Below are 17,951 nucleotides of genomic sequence, written 5' to 3' on the forward strand. Positions count from 1 at the left end.
CGGACGAACAAATTAGGAAATAAACGTACAGCGTTAATATATAAAAAGCCCGCAATTACGCGGGCTTAGAGGTCATACTATCGAGTGCCGGTTAATACCGGACGCAGGATTACTCCCACTCAATCGTAGCCGGTGGCTTACCGCTGATGTCATACACCACGCGGGAAATACCGTTCACTTCGTTGATGATGCGGTTAGATACACGGCCCAGGAAGTCATACGGCAGGTGCGCCCAGTGCGCGGTCATGAAGTCGATGGTTTCCACCGCACGCAGGGAAACAACCCAGTCGTACTTGCGGCCATCGCCCATCACGCCGACGGAGCGAACCGGCAGGAACACGGTGAACGCCTGGCTTACCTTGTTGTACAGGTCAGCTTTGTGCAGCTCTTCGATGAAGATCGCGTCCGCGCGACGCAGCAGGTCGCAGTACTCTTTCTTCACTTCGCCCAGCACGCGCACGCCAAGACCCGGGCCCGGGAACGGGTGACGGTAGAGCATGTCGTACGGCAGACCCAGTTCCAGACCGATCTTACGCACTTCGTCTTTGAACAGCTCGCGCAGCGGCTCAACCAGACCCATCTTCATCTCTTTCGGCAGGCCGCCCACGTTGTGGTGAGATTTGATGACGTGTGCTTTACCGGTGGCGGAGGCGGCAGATTCAATCACGTCAGGGTAGATGGTACCCTGCGCCAGCCACTTCACGTCGTCCAGCTTCAGCGCTTCTTCGTCGAACACTTCCACGAAGACGCGGCCGATGATCTTGCGCTTGGCTTCCGGATCGCTCTCGCCTTTCAGCGCGTCCAGGAAGCGCTGCTCGCCTTCCACGTGAACGATGTTCAGACCAAAGTGGTCGCCGAACATGTCCATCACCTGCTTAGCTTCGTTCAGACGCAGCAGGCCGTTGTCCACGAAGACGCAGGTCAGGTTTTTGCCGATGGCGCGGTGCAGCAGCATCGCGGTCACGGAGGAGTCCACGCCGCCGGAGAGGCCGAGGATCACTTTGTCATCGCCAACCTGCTGGCGGATACGCTCAACGGCGTCGTCGATGATTTTAGCCGGGGTCCACAGGGCTTCACACTGGCAGATGTCACGCACGAAGCGCTCCAGCATGCGCATACCCTGACGGGTGTGGGTCACTTCCGGGTGGAACTGCACGCCATAGAAGCGTTTTTCTTCGTTTGCCATGATGGCGAACGGGCAGCTTTCGGTGCTGGCAACGGTCACGAAGTCAGACGGGATGGCGGTGACTTTGTCGCCGTGGCTCATCCACACGTCCAGCAGCGGTTTACCGTCTGCGGTCAGGGAGTCTTCGATACCGCGCACCAGCGCGCTGTCGGTCACCACTTCTACCTGCGCATAGCCGAACTCACGCTCGTTAGAACCTTCTACGTGGCCGCCCAGCTGCATTGCCATGGTCTGCATGCCGTAGCAGACGCCGAATACCGGCACGCCAGCTTCGAACACATACTGCGGCGCGCGTGGGCTGTTCTCTTCGGTGGTGCTTTCCGGGCCGCCGGACAAGATGATGCCGCTTGGATTGAATTCGCGAATCTGTGCTTCCGTGACATCCCACGCCCACAGTTCACAGTAAACGCCCAGTTCACGTACGCGACGCGCCACCAGTTGAGTGTACTGCGAACCGAAGTCCAGGATGAGAATGCGATGTTTATGAATGTTTTCCGTCATTGACGCTAATTCCGAGGCAAGTGAAACAAAAACAGAGCGCCCGGCAGAAGCCGGGCGCGGAAACTTATCAGGAGCCCAGACGGTAGTTCGGGGACTCTTTGGTGATCGTCACGTCGTGAACGTGGCTCTCCTGGATACCCGCACCACTGATGCGTACGAATTCCGCTTTAGTACGCAGCTCGTCAATGGTACCACAGCCGGTCAGGCCCATACAGGAGCGCAGGCCGCCCATCTGCTGGTGAATGATCTCTTTCAGACGGCCTTTATACGCTACGCGACCTTCAATACCTTCCGGCACCAGTTTGTCTGCGGCGTTATCGGTCTGGAAGTAACGGTCAGAGGATCCTTTGGACATCGCGCCCAGGGAGCCCATACCGCGGTAAGATTTGTAAGAACGGCCCTGGTAGAGTTCGATTTCGCCCGGGGATTCTTCGGTACCGGCCAGCATGGAGCCCACCATCACGGCGGAAGCACCCGCAGCGATGGCTTTCGCGATATCGCCAGAGAAGCGGATACCGCCGTCAGCGATAACCGGAATACCGGTGCCTTCCAGCGCTTCCACCGCGTCAGACACGGCGGTGATCTGTGGAACGCCCACGCCGGTGACGATACGGGTGGTACAGATAGAACCAGGACCGATACCCACTTTCACCGCGCTGCAGCCAGCGTCAGCCAGCGCGCGAGCGCCTGCGCCCGTTGCCACGTTACCGCCGATGATCTGCAGATCAGGGTATTTAGCACGGGTATCACGAATACGCTGCAGCACGCCTTCGGAGTGGCCGTGCGAAGAGTCAATCAGCAGCACGTCAACACCTGCGGCAACCAGCGCATCAACGCGCTCTTCGTTACCTGCACCCGCGCCAACCGCAGCGCCGACGCGCAGACGGCCATGCTCGTCTTTACAGGCGTTAGGTTTACGTTCTGCTTTCTGGAAGTCTTTAACGGTGATCATGCCGCGCAGGTGGAAGTTCGCATCCACAACCAGCGCTTTCTCAACGCGTTTTTCATGCATTTTTGCGAAGACCACGTCACGGGCTTCACCTTCGCGTACGGTGACCAGACGCTCTTTCGGCGTCATGTACACGCTGACAGGCTGGTTCAGGTCAGTCACGAAACGCACGTCACGACCGGTGATGATGCCCACCAGCTCGTTCGCTTCGGTCACAACCGGGTAACCGGCGAAACCGTTACGTTCGGTCAGGGCTTTCACTTCGTGCAGGGTGGTGGTCGGCAGTACGGTCTGCGGGTCAGACACGATACCGGATTCATGTTTCTTCACGCGGCGAACTTCTTCCGCCTGACGCTCGATAGACATGTTTTTGTGAATAAAGCCGATGCCACCTTCCTGTGCCAGGGCAATAGCCAGGCGCGCTTCAGTCACGGTGTCCATTGCCGCAGAGAGCATAGGAATGTTCAGGCGAATGGTTTTCGTCAACTGCGTGCTGAGATCGGCAGTATTCGGCAGAACGGTGGAGTGAGCGGGAACGAGGAGGACGTCGTCAAACGTCAGTGCTTCTTTAGCGATACGTAGCATGGGCAATATCTCTGACCTGGGTGGTTAAATATTGCCGTGGCATTATACAGAGCGTAACCGATTGCATCCACACTTTTTTATAAAAAAACCTTGCACTCCCCTCTCAGCAGGTTACTATCGACTGAATAACTTGCTGATTTAGAATTTGATCCCGCTCACATGTTATCCTCGCAATCCCCCTCAATTTTTACTGTCAGCCGCCTGAATCAGACGGTGCGTTTGCTGCTTGAGCAGGAAATGGGGCAGGTCTGGATCAGCGGTGAAATCTCTAACTTCACGCAGCCCTCCTCCGGCCACTGGTACTTTACGCTAAAAGACGATACCGCCCAGGTGCGCTGCGCGATGTTCCGCAACAGCAACCGCCGCGTCACGTTTCGTCCTCAGCACGGCCAGCAGGTGCTGGTACGCGCCAATATCACCCTGTATGAACCGCGCGGTGATTATCAGATTATCGTCGAAAGCATGCAGCCTGCGGGCGAAGGTCTGCTGCAGCAGAAGTATGAACAGCTAAAAGCGAAACTGACGGCAGAGGGTCTGTTCGACCAGCAGTTCAAAAAGCCCCTGCCCTCACCGGCCCACTGCGTGGGGGTTATCACCTCAAAAACCGGTGCGGCACTGCACGATATTTTGCACGTGCTCAAGCGTCGCGACCCTTCCCTGCCCGTCATCATCTACCCGACCGCCGTTCAGGGTGACGATGCGCCGGGCCAGATTGTGCGCGCCATTGAACTGGCGAACGCCCGTCAGGAGTGCGACGTCTTAATCGTCGGGCGCGGCGGCGGCTCGCTGGAAGACCTGTGGAGCTTTAACGACGAGCGCGTGGCGCGGGCGATTTTTGCCAGTCAGATCCCTGTTGTGAGCGCAGTCGGCCACGAAACCGACGTCACGATCGCCGATTTTGTCGCGGATTTACGTGCGCCTACGCCATCCGCGGCGGCGGAAGTGGTGAGCCGCAACCAACTGGAGCTGCTGCGTCAGCTTCAGAACGGCCAGCAGCGTCTGGAGATGGCGATGGACTACTTCCTCGCCAACCGTACCCGTCGCTTTACCCAGCTTCATCACCGTCTTCAGCAGCAACACCCACAACTGCGTCTGGCGCGTCAGCAAACTGTACTGGAGCGCCTGCGCCAGCGCATGAACTTCGCGCTGGATAGTCAGCTTAAGCGCGCGGTCTCGTGCCAGCAGCGCGTGACGCAGCGACTTAATCAGCAGAACCCGCAGCCGAAAATTTACCGCGCGCAAACGCGGATTCAACAGCTGGAGTATCGTCTGGCGGAGACTGTCCGGGCGCGTCTGAGCACCACCCGCGAACGTTTCGGTAATGCGGTGACCCATCTTGAAGCGGTCAGCCCCCTCTCCACGCTGGCGCGCGGCTACAGCGTGACGACGGCGACGGACGGCAAAGTGCTGAAGCAAACCAAACAGGTGAGCGCCGGTGATGTGCTGACCACCCGCCTGTCGGACGGCTGGGTCGAAAGCGAAGTCAAATCAATTAAACCGGCGAAAAAACCGCGTCAGCGAAAAACCGGATAATTCTTCGCCGGTTAGAAACTATACTGCTGCTATTCCCTTTTATTCGGCCTTGCCAGAACTAAGGAGAGCAGCATGTCCCATCTTTATAGTGTCATTCCCCCCTATATTCTTCGTCGTATTATCGAAAGCGGTTCAGAGCCGCAGCAGCGCTGTGCCCGCCAGACCCTGACCCATGTCCAGACGCTGATGGCGCACATGCCCGGCAAACCTGCCGCACCGCACGTGAGCAAAGCCGGACAGCTGGAGCGTGATATCTACGATGCGAAGCAGACCCAGGAGCTACCGGGTACGCAGGTGCGTTATGAAGGTCAGCCGTCGAACGGCGATGTGGCGGTCGATGAAGCCTACGATTATCTGGGTATCACCCATGATTTCTTCTGGAAAGAATATCAGCGTGATTCGCTCGATAATAAAGGGCTTATTTTAACCGGCACCGTGCATTACGGCCGGGAATATCAGAACGCCTTCTGGAACGGCCAGCAGATGGTCTTTGGCGACGGGGACGGGGAAATCTTTAACCGCTTTACCATCGCCATTGACGTGGTAGCGCACGAGCTGAGCCACGGCGTCACCGAGACCGAAGCCGGGCTTATCTATTTTGAACAGTCGGGTGCGCTGAACGAGTCGCTGTCAGACGTGTTTGGTTCGCTGGTTAAACAGTACCATCTGAAGCAAACCGCCGATAAAGCAGACTGGCTGATTGGCGAAGGATTGCTGGCAAAAGGTATCAACGGCAAAGGGCTGCGCTCGATGTCTGAACCGGGCACCGCCTACGACGATCCGCTGCTCGGCAAAGACCCGCAGCCCGCTCACATGAAAGATTTCATCAAAACGCGTGAGGATAACGGCGGCGTGCACCTGAACTCCGGCATCCCCAACCGGGCGTTTTACCTGGCCGCGACGGCGATCGGCGGCTACGCCTGGGAAAAAGCGGGTTATGCCTGGTACGACACAGTTTGCGATCGTAATCTGGCGCAGGATGCGGATTTTGAGGCCTTCGCAAAACTGACGATAGCGCACGGAGAGAAACGCTCCGGTAGCGATGTTGGGGCGGCCATAAAACAAGCCTGGGAACAGGTGGGAGTGCTGTAAATGCAGGTTCCGGAACTGACGGATGACGCCGTGGTTGAGCTGGCCCGGGAAGGCGGCGTCGCTTTTATTCCTAAGCTAAGCGGCCAGCGTACCATCGCGCTTTCGTCCCTCAACGAGGCCCAGCGCCAGCGTCTGGTGAGCATCCTTGAGCAGGCCTTTCCACGCGGCCAGCCGCCTGGACAAGCCTCGTCACCCGGCAGCGGTGACCAGCGCTATTTCCGCATCCAGATTATCTGGACCGGGCAAAATCAGGCGCACTACACCGATATCATCGTGCTGGTGCCGGAGCAGGAAGCGCCCGAGTCGCTGGTCGAGCTGTGGAAGAAAGGCGAAGGCTGCGTGTGTGATTAACCTTCGGCCCGAACAAACTCCACGCGTTTTTTAGAGATAAGACCGTGGCCGTTCTGGCAGAAATAGTCCACCGCCCCGCAGGCTTTTAAGACCTGGAGTGGCTGATGGCACTCCGGGCAGCGGGCTTCGAGCGCAATATCCTTATCACAGCTCGCGCAGTGCGCTACCCCATTCTGCGGCTCAAGCGGTGCCTGGCAATCCGGGCTGGTAATCGTCATGGTGACTCCTTCAAAGCGTTGAGGTCTGAGGTGATTTTACCACGTCGCGGTCAGTGCGGGCCACGCAGCTGTTGCTGTAATGCCAGCAGCAGTTGCACTTCCGCTATCCTGCGGCGCGTCGTGCGGCTCACCTCGTGCGGATCCCGCTCAAACAGGCTTCTGGTGCCCAGGATCTGTTCTGCAAGGCAGTGTTCGTAGATCGTGCCGGGAATTGTCCAGCATTCGCGCGTCTCGCCATCGATCACCTCCAGCACATCTTCACTACCGCGCCGGTCATGACTGATGATGCGCCCGTCGCGCAGGCAGAGGCGTATCCCCTTTTTCCCGCCCGCCGGTCCCGCATATTTGTTAAGCCAGATATCCACCGGCACGCCGCTGATACGCCCCTGAAGATGCGCCTCGCCTTCCGCCGTGGTTAGGTCGCCTTTTGCGATAGCGCGACCCAGGCGGTCTTTAGCCGTGACGACCCGCAGCGTCATATCGTCATTACCGCCCAGATAGCGCACGGTTTCTCGCAGCATCGCCAGCACATGTGTACCAATATCCAGGATCACGCCGTCAGGGTGGCGAAGCGTGCGGGTATCCGGCTCGCCGGTGGCAAAGTTAAGCGCGATGGGTTCACCTGCGGCGTTATACCCGCTCGGCTCCTCTAAAAAACCGTCGATTTTGACGATGTCAGAGACGCTGCTTACCAGCGACCTTTTCACCGTTTCGAGGCGCGCCATCCAGTGGTCGAGCGCCAGCACGCGGGGCGCCACGCCGGGGCGTGCCAGCAGCGCGTTGAGCTTTTCGATTTGTGAAAGCGTGGCGACAATCGGTTTTTCAACCACAATCCGCGCAACGGGCGAGGCAATGGCCTGCTCAAGCACCTCAAGGTGGTGCAGCGAAGCGGTGGTGATAAACAGGGTATCAAGCGGTGCGGCAAGAAGCTCCGCAAGCGAGGCGCAGCGCGTGACGCCTTCAGGGTGCTTTGTGGGGAGAACATCAAACCCAAAACAGCGAACCGGGTGACCAAAAAGGTGACGCAACGCGGGGAGATATGCGGTTTCCACGACCGCGCCCAGACCTACAAATCCTAACTGCATAGTTTCACCGCAGGGAATAGCGTGCCGGGGCGTAACGCCTGCCCCGGCACGCTGAGGTGTTATGAGGCGCTAGCAGCCGGTTTAGTCTGCGCATTTTCCAGCATGCGGCGCACTGGAACAATGAGGACGATCAGTACCGCGGCACAAATCAGCAGCGCGATGGAGCAGCGCGCGAACAGGTCCGGCAGCATATCCAGCTGGTCGGCCTTCACGTGGCCGCCAATCAGGCCCGCCGCCAGGTTACCCAGCGCACTCGCGCAGAACCACAGCCCCATCATCTGGCCGCGCATTCTTTCCGGCGCCAGCAGCGTCATGGTCGCCAGACCAATCGGGCTCAGGCAGAGCTCACCCAGCGTCAGCATCAGAATGCTGCCCACCAGCCAGAACGGCGACACGCCCGCCCCGCCGCTGCTCAGCACGTTTTCGGCCGCCAGCATCATCAGGCCAAAGCCCGCCGCGGCACACAGAATGCCGATGACAAACTTGGTGATACTTCCCGGGCGAATGTTCATACTCGCCAGCTTCGGCCATGCCCAGCTGAACACAGGTGCCAGCAGAATAATGAACAGGGCGTTGATCGACTGGAACCACACCGCCGGAATTTCAAAATCACCGATCATGCGGTTAGTGTAGTCGTTGGCGAACAGGTTGAACGAAGTTGGCTTCTGTTCAAACGCGGACCAGAAGAACGCGGCCGAGATCAGCAGGATAAAGCAGACCAGCAGCCTGGCGCGTTCTTTGCGGTTCAGGCCCGCAAAAACAAACAGATAAATAAAATAGAGGGCAACGGATGCCGCGATGACGTAAACCAGCACGCTGGCTACCGCAACCGGGTTAATCACAATCACACCTTGCGCAATCAGCGTCACGAGAACCGCAACACCTACCGCCAGGGCCAGCAGCCAGGCACCTACGCCGTTACGTTTCACGACCGGGCTGTTCCAGGTGGAGTCCAGGCCGACTTCGCTGTCATAGCGTTTCATTGCCGGAACGGCAAATACGCGGAAGATAATCAGCGCGACCAGCATCCCGATACCGCCAATGCCAAAGCCCCAGTGCCAGCCGTGGGTTTTGATCAGCCAGCCGGAAATCAGCGGCGCGATGAACGAACCCATGTTGATGCCCATATAAAACAGCGAGAAGCCGCCGTCACGACGCGCGTCGCCTTTTTTATACAGGGTACCGACCATCACCGAAATACAGGTTTTGAACAAGCCGGAGCCGAGAACGATGAACATCAGGCCGATAAAGAACAGGTTATCGCCCATGATGGCCGACAGCGCAATCGACAGGTGACCGAGCGCAATCAGAATTGAACCGTACCAGACGGCTCTCTGCTGGCCGAGCCAGTTATCGGCCAGCCAGCCCCCCGGCAGCGCGGCCAGATACATGGTGCCGGCAAAGATCCCGACAATCGCCGAGGCATTTTCACGCGCCAGCCCCATCCCGCCGTCATAGACGGTGGCGGCCATAAACAGGATCAGTAACGGACGAATGCCGTAAAACGAGAAACGTTCCCACATCTCGGTGAAAAATAGCGAGCCGAGGGGATACGGATGGCCGAAGAACGTTCGGCTCTCTTTTTGATTAACAGAGGATTGCATAATTCTCCCGAAAGGTATGTCGTCGTGCTTGTAAACACCAGCAGGTACGCCGGCCAGTTACGTATCTGGCCGATTTTTTACCTGTGGCGAAAAGTTGGTTAACCATTTGATAACCAGGCGCTAGTTTTGTCTAGTACCGGACCCTGGACTTTAAGATGAAAATTCGACGATTGTCTACTTTCTTAGATTTAAACATGGTTAAAAGTGAATAGTGATTGACATCACACAGAGAAAACCGACGGTATGATTGGGCAAAAAAAAGCCCGCGATAAACGCGGGCTTTCGTATGTTCAGCAAAGTTTATTTGCTTTTCTTAATGTGCTTAATCAAACGCTTACGCTTACGCATCTGGTTTGGCGTCAGGGTGTTGCGCTTGTTGGCGAACGGGTTTTCCCCTTCCTTGAACTGGATACGGATAGGCGTGCCCATCACGTCCAGCGATTTACGGAAGTAGTTCATCAGATAGCGCTTGTAGGAATCCGGCAGGTCTTTCACCTGGTTGCCGTGAATCACCACGATTGGCGGGTTATAACCACCGGCGTGAGCATATTTCAGCTTCACGCGACGGCCGCGCACCAGCGGCGGCTGATGGTCTTCAGCAGCCATATTCATGATACGGGTCAGCATGGCGGTACTCTGACGACGGGTGGAGCTATCGTAGGCTTCACGCACTGACTCGAACAGATTACCCACACCGCTGCCGTGCAGCGCAGAGATAAAGTGTACGCGAGCAAAGTCGATAAAGCCCAGACGGAAGTCGAGGGTCTCTTTCACCTGCTCACGCACTTCATTGCTCAGGCCATCCCATTTGTTGACCACGATGACCAGTGAGCGCCCACTATTGAGGATAAAGCCGAGCAGAGAAAGGTCCTGATCGGAGATCCCTTCGCGCGCATCAATGACCAGCAGCACCACGTTGGCATCTTCAATGGCCTGCAGGGTTTTGATAACGGAGAATTTTTCCACCACATCGGTGATTTTCCCGCGCTTACGCACCCCGGCGGTGTCGATGAGAACATATTCACGCTCATCGCGCTGCATCGGGATGTAAATACTGTCACGGGTGGTGCCCGGCATGTCGTAAACGACCACGCGCTCTTCACCCAGAATACGGTTAGTAAGTGTAGACTTACCTACGTTTGGACGACCTACGATGGCCAGCTTGATCGGCAGATCCTGCGGGTTGAAATCGTCTTCAGGCTCTTCTTCGCCCGCTTTGCCGTCTTCAAACTGCGCCCAGTATTCCGCGTCTTCGTCCACCTCTTCCGGCGGGTTAACTTCGTCAACCCACGGCAGCAGAACAGTTTCCAGCAGACTGGTTACGCCGCGGCCATGCGATGCGGCAATCGGGTAGATCTCACCCAGACCCAGTGACCAGAAGTCAGCAATAGCCTGATCGGCATCGATACCGTCAGTTTTGTTCGCCACCAGGAAGGTCGGTTTTTCACGCGAACGCAGGTGTTTGGCGATAGCGGAGTCCGCCGGCATCAGGCCAGCGCGCGCGTCCACCATGAACAACACCACGTCGGCTTCTTCAATCGCCAGCAGCGACTGTTCCGCCATACGGGTTTCCACGCCATCTTCCGTACCGTCAATACCACCGGTATCAATACAGATGAACTCGCGTCCTTCTACTTCTGCACGACCGTACTTACGGTCACGCGTCAGCCCCGGGAAATCCGCAACCAGCGCATCACGGGTGCGTGTTAAACGGTTAAAAAGAGTGGATTTTCCAACGTTAGGGCGCCCGACAAGCGCGACCACAGGTACCATGTTTGAAGCCTCATAAAATTCAAAATAACGTCGCTTTCGCAGCGTTTTTAAAAATGTCAAAACGGCTCCTGAGTGAACAGGAGCCGTTTAGTATACTACAACCGCCGGGTAATTAACGCGTGATCGCGTACAGCGTGCCGTCTTTTGCCTGAATCAGCAGTTTGCCGTCAGCCACAACCGGGTCGGTCAGGAAACCTGAGCTGTCGACTTTTTGCTGCGCAACAAAGCGGCCATTATCCGGATCGATCCAGTGCATATACCCTTCGCTGTCACCGACCACCAGGCTACCGTTGTACAGTGCCGGCGCAGTCAGCAGACGGTGCAGCAGATCGCTTTGCGTCCACAGCGTCACACCGCCTTCGGTGCTCAGCGCCAGCAGGCGATCGTTCTGGTCAACCATATAGATGCGGTTACCATCAACGATGAAATCATTCACCGAGCCCAGCTCACGTTTCCACATGATCTGGCCGCTGCGCAGATCCAGCGCGGTCAGGTTGCCGTTATAGGCCAGAGCGTACACCACACCGTTAACGATAACGGGCGTAGTGTCTACGTCGCTCAGACGGTCAATTTCCGTTGAGCCAGTGGCCTGGGAGATACGCTGCTGCCAGATCATCTGGCCCTGCTGCATCAGCACGGCGCTCACACGACCGTTGTCACCGCCCACAATGGCAGCACCAAATGCGGTAGCCGGTGCGGATTCACCGCGCAGGGAGAGCGCAGGCATATCCAGGTTTACGGTCCATTTCACCAGACCGTCCGCTTCGTTCAGCGCCTGCAGCTGGCCGTTGCTGGTATGAATCAGCACCAGGCCATCGCTCACTACCGGACGAGACAGGGACTCACCCGCCACGGTCGTTTGCCAGGCAATGGAGCCATCGCTGCTGTTCAGGGCATAAACCTGTGCTTTTTCGCTGCCCACGTAAACGTGGCCACCGGCAACGGTCAGGCCGCCAGACAACAGTGCAGGTTTACGGGAGAACCAGCCGTCTTTTTCCGCCAGGTTAACAGACCACACTTCTTTTCCATCATCTGCGTTCACCGCTTTCACGGTACCTTTGCGGTCAGCCGCATAGATTACGCTGTCGGCAAAAGCCGGATGCAGGTTGGAATAGAAATCACCAATCCCATCGCCCACGGAGGTGCTCCATGCGGTGGAGGGAGTAAACTGGTTTTCAACCGTCGGCAGTGGGGACATTTTCACAACGTCTTCTTCGCCACTGAACAGTGAACAACCACTCAATAACGTAACAGAAAGCAGTCCTGGCAGAAGTAATTTACGCAATTGCATCGGGTCCCTCTCAGACGGACAAATTATTTATTTTCATCTGCATCATTTCGCTCAGCGCAGGTGATGCTTTGCTATCCACACCAGCTTGCCACGCTTTACGCGCGCCCGCTTTGTCACCTTTGCTCAGCAGTGCTTCACCGCGCAGATCGGCAACGATGGCAGCAAAACCTTCGCCTTTGATGGTATCGAGCGTTTTCAGCGCATCGTCAGCTTTTTTCTGCTGAACCTGAATACGTGCCAGGCGCAGGTTGATCACCGCTTTAAGGTTTTCATCGCTGGCCGCAGCAAGGCCCTGGGACAGCTGGGCAGCGGCTTTATCCAGTTCGTTTTTATCAACGTACTGCTGAGCCACTTCCAGCGCAGCCAGTGCACCGTAGGTGTTTTTGTTGTCAGCGGCAAATTTTTCTGCCGCCGCCAGCGTTTGCGGCTGATCGGCACGAATGGCACTCACGGTATTTTCATAGGTCAGAGACGCGCCGCGCGCGGAATCCGCCTGATGATTGTTCCAGTAGCGCCAGCCAATCAAGGCACCCACACCTAAAATAACGCCAACCACCAGTGCTTTGCCGTTTTCAGCAAAGAAGCGTTTGATCGCGTCGACCTGATCGTGTTCGTTCTCGTAAATTTCCACGCAGTCCTTCTCCTTAGCCCAATAGAGTGCGCAAGTGCGCCGCAACGCCGTCCTGCGTTACCGTTGTCTGCTCACCAGAGCGCAGGTCTTTCACCACGACTTCGCCGTTAGCCACTTCGGACTCACCCAGCACCAGTGCAATACTTGCGCCCCACTTATCGGCACGAGCAAACTGTTTTTTGAAGTTGCCGCCGCCATGGTTGGTCATCAGCTTCACCGTCGGCAGCGCATCGCGCACGCGTTCGGCAAGCTGCATCGCCGCAGACTGCGTTTCCGCGCCTGAGGCTACCAGGTATATATCGACAACGGAATCTGCTTTAAATTCCGGATTAACTGCCTGAACCAGCAAAACAAGTCGCTCAAGGCCCATCGCGAAGCCAACCGCAGGCGCGGCGCGACCGCCAAGCTGCTCTACCAGACCGTCATAACGACCGCCTGCACACACGGTGCCCTGCGAGCCGAGGCTGGTGGTGACCCACTCAAACACGGTGCGGTTATAGTAGTCCAGACCGCGCACCAGACGCTGGTTCACGGTGTAGGCAATGCCCGCCGCTTCAAGCAGCTTGCACAGACCTGCGAAGTGTTCGCGAGATTCGTCGTCCAGGTAGTCACCCAGAGCAGGCGCATCGTTCAGCAGCGCCTGGACATCTGCATTTTTTGAATCCAGTACGCGCAGCGGGTTGCTGTACATACGACGTTTGCAGTCTTCGTCCAGCTTATCTTTATGCTGCTCCAGGAACGCCACCAGCGCGTCACGGTAGTTAGCGCGCGCTTCCAGCGAACCGATAGAGTTCAGTTCAAGAGAAACGTGCTCAGAGATGCCCAGCGCACGCCACCAGCGGGCGGTCAGCATAATCAACTCGGCGTCGATGTCTGGCCCCTGCAGACCAAAGACTTCCACACCCAGCTGGTTGAACTGGCGATAACGACCTTTCTGAGGACGTTCGTGGCGGAACATCGGGCCGATATACCACAGGCGCTGCTCCTGATTGTACAGAAGACCATGTTCGATGCCGGCGCGTACGCAGCCCGCCGTACCTTCCGGACGCAGGGTCAGGCTGTCGCCGTTGCGGTCCTCAAAGGTATACATCTCTTTTTCAACCACGTCGGTCACTTCACCGATCGCGCGTTTGAATAACGGGGTCTGCTCTACAATCGGCAAACGGATTTCGCTGTAACCGTAGCTGCCGAGCACCTGCTTCAGCGTGCCTTCAATGCGCTGCCAGATGGCGGTTTCGCCAGGCAGATAATCGTTCATGCCGCGGATGGCTTGAATGTTTTTTGCCACGTTTATTCTCTTTCTATATACAAAAAAAACCCAAAGAATGGGTTCAATCATACATGGGAAGCTCGCGGCTTCCCATCACGTTATTTTTCAACCTGCTGAACGCTGATACGCTGTGTCTCGTCCATCATGGCGGCTTTGGCACGGATACGGGCTTCAAGCTGGTCGATCATGTCACTATTATCCAGACGATCTTTACGAACGCCATCTTCATAGAGACCACTTTTCTTGTTACCGCCGGTAACGCCCAGGGTTGACACCAGTGCTTCACCCGGACCGTTCACCACGCAGCCGATAATCGAGACGTCCATCGGGGTGATAATATCTTCCAGACGTTGCTCCAGGGCATTCACCGTACCGATCACATCAAACTCCTGACGTGAGCAGGTTGGGCAGGCAATGAAGTTGATCCCGCGCGAACGGATACGCAGTGATTTCAGAATATCGAAACCGACTTTGATCTCTTCAACCGGATCGGCCGCCAGCGACACGCGCAGGGTATCGCCGATCCCTTCTGAGAGCAGCAGCCCCAGACCGATCGCGGATTTTACAGAACCGCTACGCAGGCCGCCCGCTTCGGTGATCCCGAGGTGCAAAGGCTGATCGATCTGTTTTGCCAGCAGACGGTAAGATTCCACCGCCAGGAAAACATCGGACGCTTTCACACTGACTTTGAACTGATCAAAGTTAAGACGATCCAGATGATCAACGTGACGCATCGCGGATTCAAGCAACGCCTGCGGCGTAGGCTCACCGTATTTTTCCTGCAGATCTTTTTCCAGGGAACCGGCGTTAACGCCGATACGGATAGGAATATTTTTGTCACGGGCGCAGTCCACAACCATGCGGATACGCTCTTCGTTACCGATGTTGCCCGGGTTAATGCGCAGGCAGTCGACGCCGTATTCGGCCACTTTCAGTGCGATACGGTAGTCGAAGTGGATATCCGCGACCAGAGGAACGCTGACCTGCTGTTTGATCAGTTTGAACGCTTCGGCGGCATCCATGGTCGGGACGGAGACGCGAACGATGTCCGCGCCTACTCGCTCTAATGCTTTGATTTGATTGACCGTGGCTTCCACATCGGTGGTGCGCGTATTGGTCATCGACTGAACGGCGATAGGTGCCCCATCGCCGACTGGCACATTCCCAACGTAAATCCGTTTCGATTTTCTACGTTGAATCGGAGCCTGGTTATGCATGAAAAATCTCCCGCGTTGCCCGTCTGTTACTGTGCTGCTGATTGTTCGGCATTAACGGTAAGACGTGCAACCTGGTTAGTTCTGATAAAGCGGCTCAGGTCGACAGGTTTTCCTTGATACTGGATCTGTACCGCTGCCGGAGCGCCGATTTTAAGTTTATAAGGCGCCTGGCCGGTTAGGTTTAACGTGCCATCTTTACGCTGCAGGCCGCTGAACAACTTTTTACCTGTCGCGTCAGTCACTTCCAGCCAGCAGTCGGCGTTGAAGTTCATCACCAGTGCGTTGGGATCGGCTTCAGGTGTTGCAGTACCTGCCGGGTTGGTTGGCAGAGACGCTGCGGTATTGTCTGCAGGCTGCGTGGCCGCTGGCGCGTTTGCCGCAGTATCCACATTCGCCTGGGAAGGAGAAACCACCGTGTTTTGATCCTGAGCCTGAGGCGCAGCGGTGTTAGCCGTTGCACCCGGAGCCGGTGCTGTACCGGTCGCCGGCGCGTCTGTTGCTGGGGTCTCTGTCGCGGCCGTCTGTGGCTCGCTGGAGGAGGCCGCGCCGTTGGTATTCAGCGGCACGTTCTGGGCGTTATCCGTTCCGGCCTGGTTGAGTTCGGCCGAGGATTGATCGGCCATCGTGGTGATCTCTTCCTGCTGTGCCTTATGGTTTTGCCACCACCAGGCACCAGTCAGACCGACCACCACAAACAGCACCAGCCAGGTAAAGCTCATCAGCCAGCCATCACGTTTTTTACGACGTTTCCCCAGGGAGAAGGTCTGCATCGGCGCAACTTTTGCTGCACGGACCGGTGCCTGCTTCTCCATCATTGGCAGTAATTCGTTTTCGGGGATGTGCACCAGTTTTGCGTAAGAGCGGATATAACCGCGCAGGAAGGTTGAAGCCAGATCGGCAGGCGCCTTATCTTCTTCAATATCGCGAACCGTGGAAACCTTCAGGCACAAGCGTTCCGCAACGGCTTGCTGGCTGAGTCCGAGTTGTTCACGGGCGTTGCGAAGACGAACGCCAGTGGAGAGTGCTTCATGTTGGTCGTGAGTGGCTTCAGTATTCATTCGCTACAACTACTGGTACGTGAAAAATAAGGGTTCAGGTGCCGGTGAGTCACAATGCCACCCGCACCGCGAAACTTCTGGTCAGTTAACCTTGAACAGACAGTATAAGACTGTCAGCCGGGAGATGACAGTACAGACGGCCCGAACGGCTAAACTGTTGTTACGTCGTTACATACTGCCCGAAAGTCGGATGAAACGCACCGTAATTATTATTCAGTCATCACGAATCTGACTGATTATTCAGTAAGATTATGCTTCACGGCGCAAATAATGCGCCGTGAGTGCATATTAATCAAACAGCTTTAACCGCAATGGCCTCACCCTGCATGCGTTTACGCAGGGTACGTTTGGTACGGTCAATCACATCACCTGCCAGCTGGCCGCATGCGGCATCAATGTCATCACCACGAGTTTTACGCACGATGGTGGTGAAACCATACTCCATCAGCACCTTGGAGAAACGGTCGATACGGCTGTTCGAGCTACGGCCATACGGCGCGCCCGGGAACGGGTTCCAGGGGATCAGGTTGATTTTGCATGGCGTATCTTTCAGCAGCTCCGCCAGCTGGTGCGCATGCTCGGTACCGTCGTTGACGTGGTCAAGCATCACGTACTCGATGGTCACGCGGCCCTGATTGGCGTTGGATTTTTCCAGATAGCGACGCACGGCAGCGAGGAAGGTTTCGATATTGTACTTTTTGTTGATCGGCACAATTTCGTCACGAATTTCATCGTTTGGCGCGTGCAGGGAGATCGCCAGCGCAACGTCAATCATGTCGCCGAGCTTGTCCAGCGCAGGCACAACGCCTGAGGTAGAGAGCGTCACGCGGCGCTTGGACAGACCAAAACCGAAATCATCCAGCATGATTTCCATTGCCGGCACCACGTTAGTCAGGTTCAGCAGCGGCTCACCCATCCCCATCATTACCACGTTGGTGATGGGACGCGTACCGGTCACTTTTGCCGCACCGACGATTTTCGCGGCACGCCAGACCTGGCCGATAATTTCTGATACGCGCAGGTTACGGTTAAAGCCTTGCTGCGCAGTTGAGCAGAATTTGCACTCCAGCGCACAGCCCACCTGAGAGGAGACACACAGTGTGGCACGGTCTTCTTCCGGGATGTAGACGGTTTCAACGCGCTGATCGCCAACCGCAATCGCCCATTTGATGGTGCCATCGGCGGAGCGCTGCTCTTCCACCACTTCCGGCGCGCGAATTTCAGCCACTTCTTTGAGCTTATTACGCAAAGCCTTGTTGATGTCAGTCATGTCATCAAAATTGTCGCTGCAGTAATGGTACATCCACTTCATGACCTGATCGGCACGAAACGGCTTTTCGCCCATTTCTTTGAAGAACTCGCGCATCTGCTGACGGTTCAGATCCAGCAGGTTGATTTTTCCATTTTTATTGGGAACCGCAGGAATGGCGACTTCGGAGGTATTCACTAATTCAGACATAATATTTACCGGCCTCGTTGTTACACGTTATGGCCCATGGAGGGTTGAATAGAAACGCCCCGGAAAGCGGTCTGCTCGTCCGGGGCGTTGCATTGTACAAACTCTGACGCAGGGATGCCACGTCTGGACGTGGCATTTACGAAAATAA

At 56.4% G+C, this 17,951-nt stretch carries 15 protein-coding genes; 3 read left to right on the top strand and 12 right to left on the bottom strand.

The window, feature by feature from the left end:
- Window positions 1-109: 109 nt before the first annotated feature.
- The gene (guaA, locus tag C5687_RS02590; RefSeq protein ID WP_104556359.1) at window positions 110-1,687 is read right to left on the bottom strand and encodes a glutamine-hydrolyzing GMP synthase; all 1,578 of its coding nucleotides are present in this window, start codon (window positions 1,685-1,687) and stop codon (window positions 110-112) included.
- A gap of 67 nt (window positions 1,688-1,754) precedes the next feature.
- Window positions 1,755-3,221 carry an IMP dehydrogenase gene (guaB, locus tag C5687_RS02595; RefSeq protein WP_059386002.1) on the bottom strand — a complete coding sequence of 489 codons (1,467 nt, stop codon included), beginning with the start codon at window positions 3,219-3,221 and terminating at the stop codon, window positions 1,755-1,757.
- Between the two features lie 159 nt (window positions 3,222-3,380).
- Between guaB and xseA the strand changes: the two genes are divergently transcribed.
- From xseA to C5687_RS02610, 3 genes are all read left to right on the top strand, one after another.
- On the top strand, window positions 3,381-4,754 hold the full coding sequence (xseA, locus tag C5687_RS02600) for an exodeoxyribonuclease VII large subunit (protein ID WP_104556360.1): 1,374 nt from the start codon (window positions 3,381-3,383) through the stop codon (window positions 4,752-4,754).
- A 72-nt stretch (window positions 4,755-4,826) separates the two neighbouring features.
- Window positions 4,827-5,846, top strand: a complete 1,020-nt coding sequence (locus C5687_RS02605) for a M4 family metallopeptidase (protein WP_025757699.1) — start codon at window positions 4,827-4,829, stop codon at window positions 5,844-5,846.
- Window positions 5,847-6,197, top strand: coding sequence for a protealysin inhibitor emfourin (locus C5687_RS02610; protein WP_025757698.1), 351 nt, complete (start codon window positions 5,847-5,849; stop codon window positions 6,195-6,197).
- Here C5687_RS02610 and C5687_RS02615 read toward each other — a convergent pair.
- The 10 genes from C5687_RS02615 to rlmN all read right to left on the bottom strand — a co-directional run bounded on the left by C5687_RS02615 (window position 6,194) and on the right by rlmN (window position 17,803).
- Entirely contained in the window at window positions 6,194-6,415 is a 222-nt protein-coding gene (locus tag C5687_RS02615) for a zinc ribbon domain-containing protein (protein WP_104556361.1), read from the bottom strand. The two genes, C5687_RS02610 and C5687_RS02615, sit on opposite strands and share 4 nt — an antisense overlap.
- A 50-nt stretch (window positions 6,416-6,465) precedes the next feature.
- Window positions 6,466-7,500, bottom strand: coding sequence for a Gfo/Idh/MocA family oxidoreductase (locus C5687_RS02620; RefSeq protein ID WP_104556362.1), 1,035 nt, complete (start codon window positions 7,498-7,500; stop codon window positions 6,466-6,468).
- Between the two features lie 59 nt (window positions 7,501-7,559).
- Window positions 7,560-9,104: a peptide MFS transporter gene (locus C5687_RS02625; protein ID WP_047959226.1), complete on the bottom strand. Its 1,545-nt coding sequence runs from the start codon at window positions 9,102-9,104 to the stop codon at window positions 7,560-7,562.
- A 300-nt stretch (window positions 9,105-9,404) separates the two neighbouring features.
- Window positions 9,405-10,877, bottom strand: a complete 1,473-nt coding sequence (gene der / locus C5687_RS02630; RefSeq protein ID WP_104556363.1) for a ribosome biogenesis GTPase Der — start codon at window positions 10,875-10,877, stop codon at window positions 9,405-9,407.
- Between the two features lie 112 nt (window positions 10,878-10,989).
- The gene (gene bamB / locus C5687_RS02635) at window positions 10,990-12,168 is read right to left on the bottom strand and encodes an outer membrane protein assembly factor BamB (protein ID WP_025757693.1); all 1,179 of its coding nucleotides are present in this window, start codon (window positions 12,166-12,168) and stop codon (window positions 10,990-10,992) included.
- 10 nt (window positions 12,169-12,178) lie between these two features.
- Window positions 12,179-12,799, bottom strand: a complete 621-nt coding sequence (locus tag C5687_RS02640; protein ID WP_059386004.1) for a YfgM family protein — start codon at window positions 12,797-12,799, stop codon at window positions 12,179-12,181.
- Window positions 12,800-12,812: 13 nt separating this feature from the next.
- On the bottom strand, window positions 12,813-14,087 hold the full coding sequence (hisS, locus tag C5687_RS02645) for a histidine--tRNA ligase (RefSeq protein ID WP_025757689.1): 1,275 nt from the start codon (window positions 14,085-14,087) through the stop codon (window positions 12,813-12,815).
- Window positions 14,088-14,167: 80 nt separating this feature from the next.
- The gene (gene ispG, locus C5687_RS02650) at window positions 14,168-15,286 is read right to left on the bottom strand and encodes a flavodoxin-dependent (E)-4-hydroxy-3-methylbut-2-enyl-diphosphate synthase (protein ID WP_025757688.1); all 1,119 of its coding nucleotides are present in this window, start codon (window positions 15,284-15,286) and stop codon (window positions 14,168-14,170) included.
- 26 nt (window positions 15,287-15,312) lie between these two features.
- On the bottom strand, window positions 15,313-16,344 hold the full coding sequence (rodZ, locus tag C5687_RS02655) for a cytoskeleton protein RodZ (RefSeq protein WP_094918386.1): 1,032 nt from the start codon (window positions 16,342-16,344) through the stop codon (window positions 15,313-15,315).
- A 292-nt stretch (window positions 16,345-16,636) separates the two neighbouring features.
- On the bottom strand, window positions 16,637-17,803 hold the full coding sequence (gene rlmN, locus C5687_RS02660) for a dual-specificity RNA methyltransferase RlmN (RefSeq protein WP_025757686.1): 1,167 nt from the start codon (window positions 17,801-17,803) through the stop codon (window positions 16,637-16,639).
- Window positions 17,804-17,951: the final 148 nt, after the last annotated feature.

Origin of the sequence: Enterobacter sichuanensis, from assembly GCF_002939185.1 — a bacterium.
GTDB classification, from domain to species: domain Bacteria; phylum Pseudomonadota; class Gammaproteobacteria; order Enterobacterales; family Enterobacteriaceae; genus Enterobacter; species Enterobacter sichuanensis.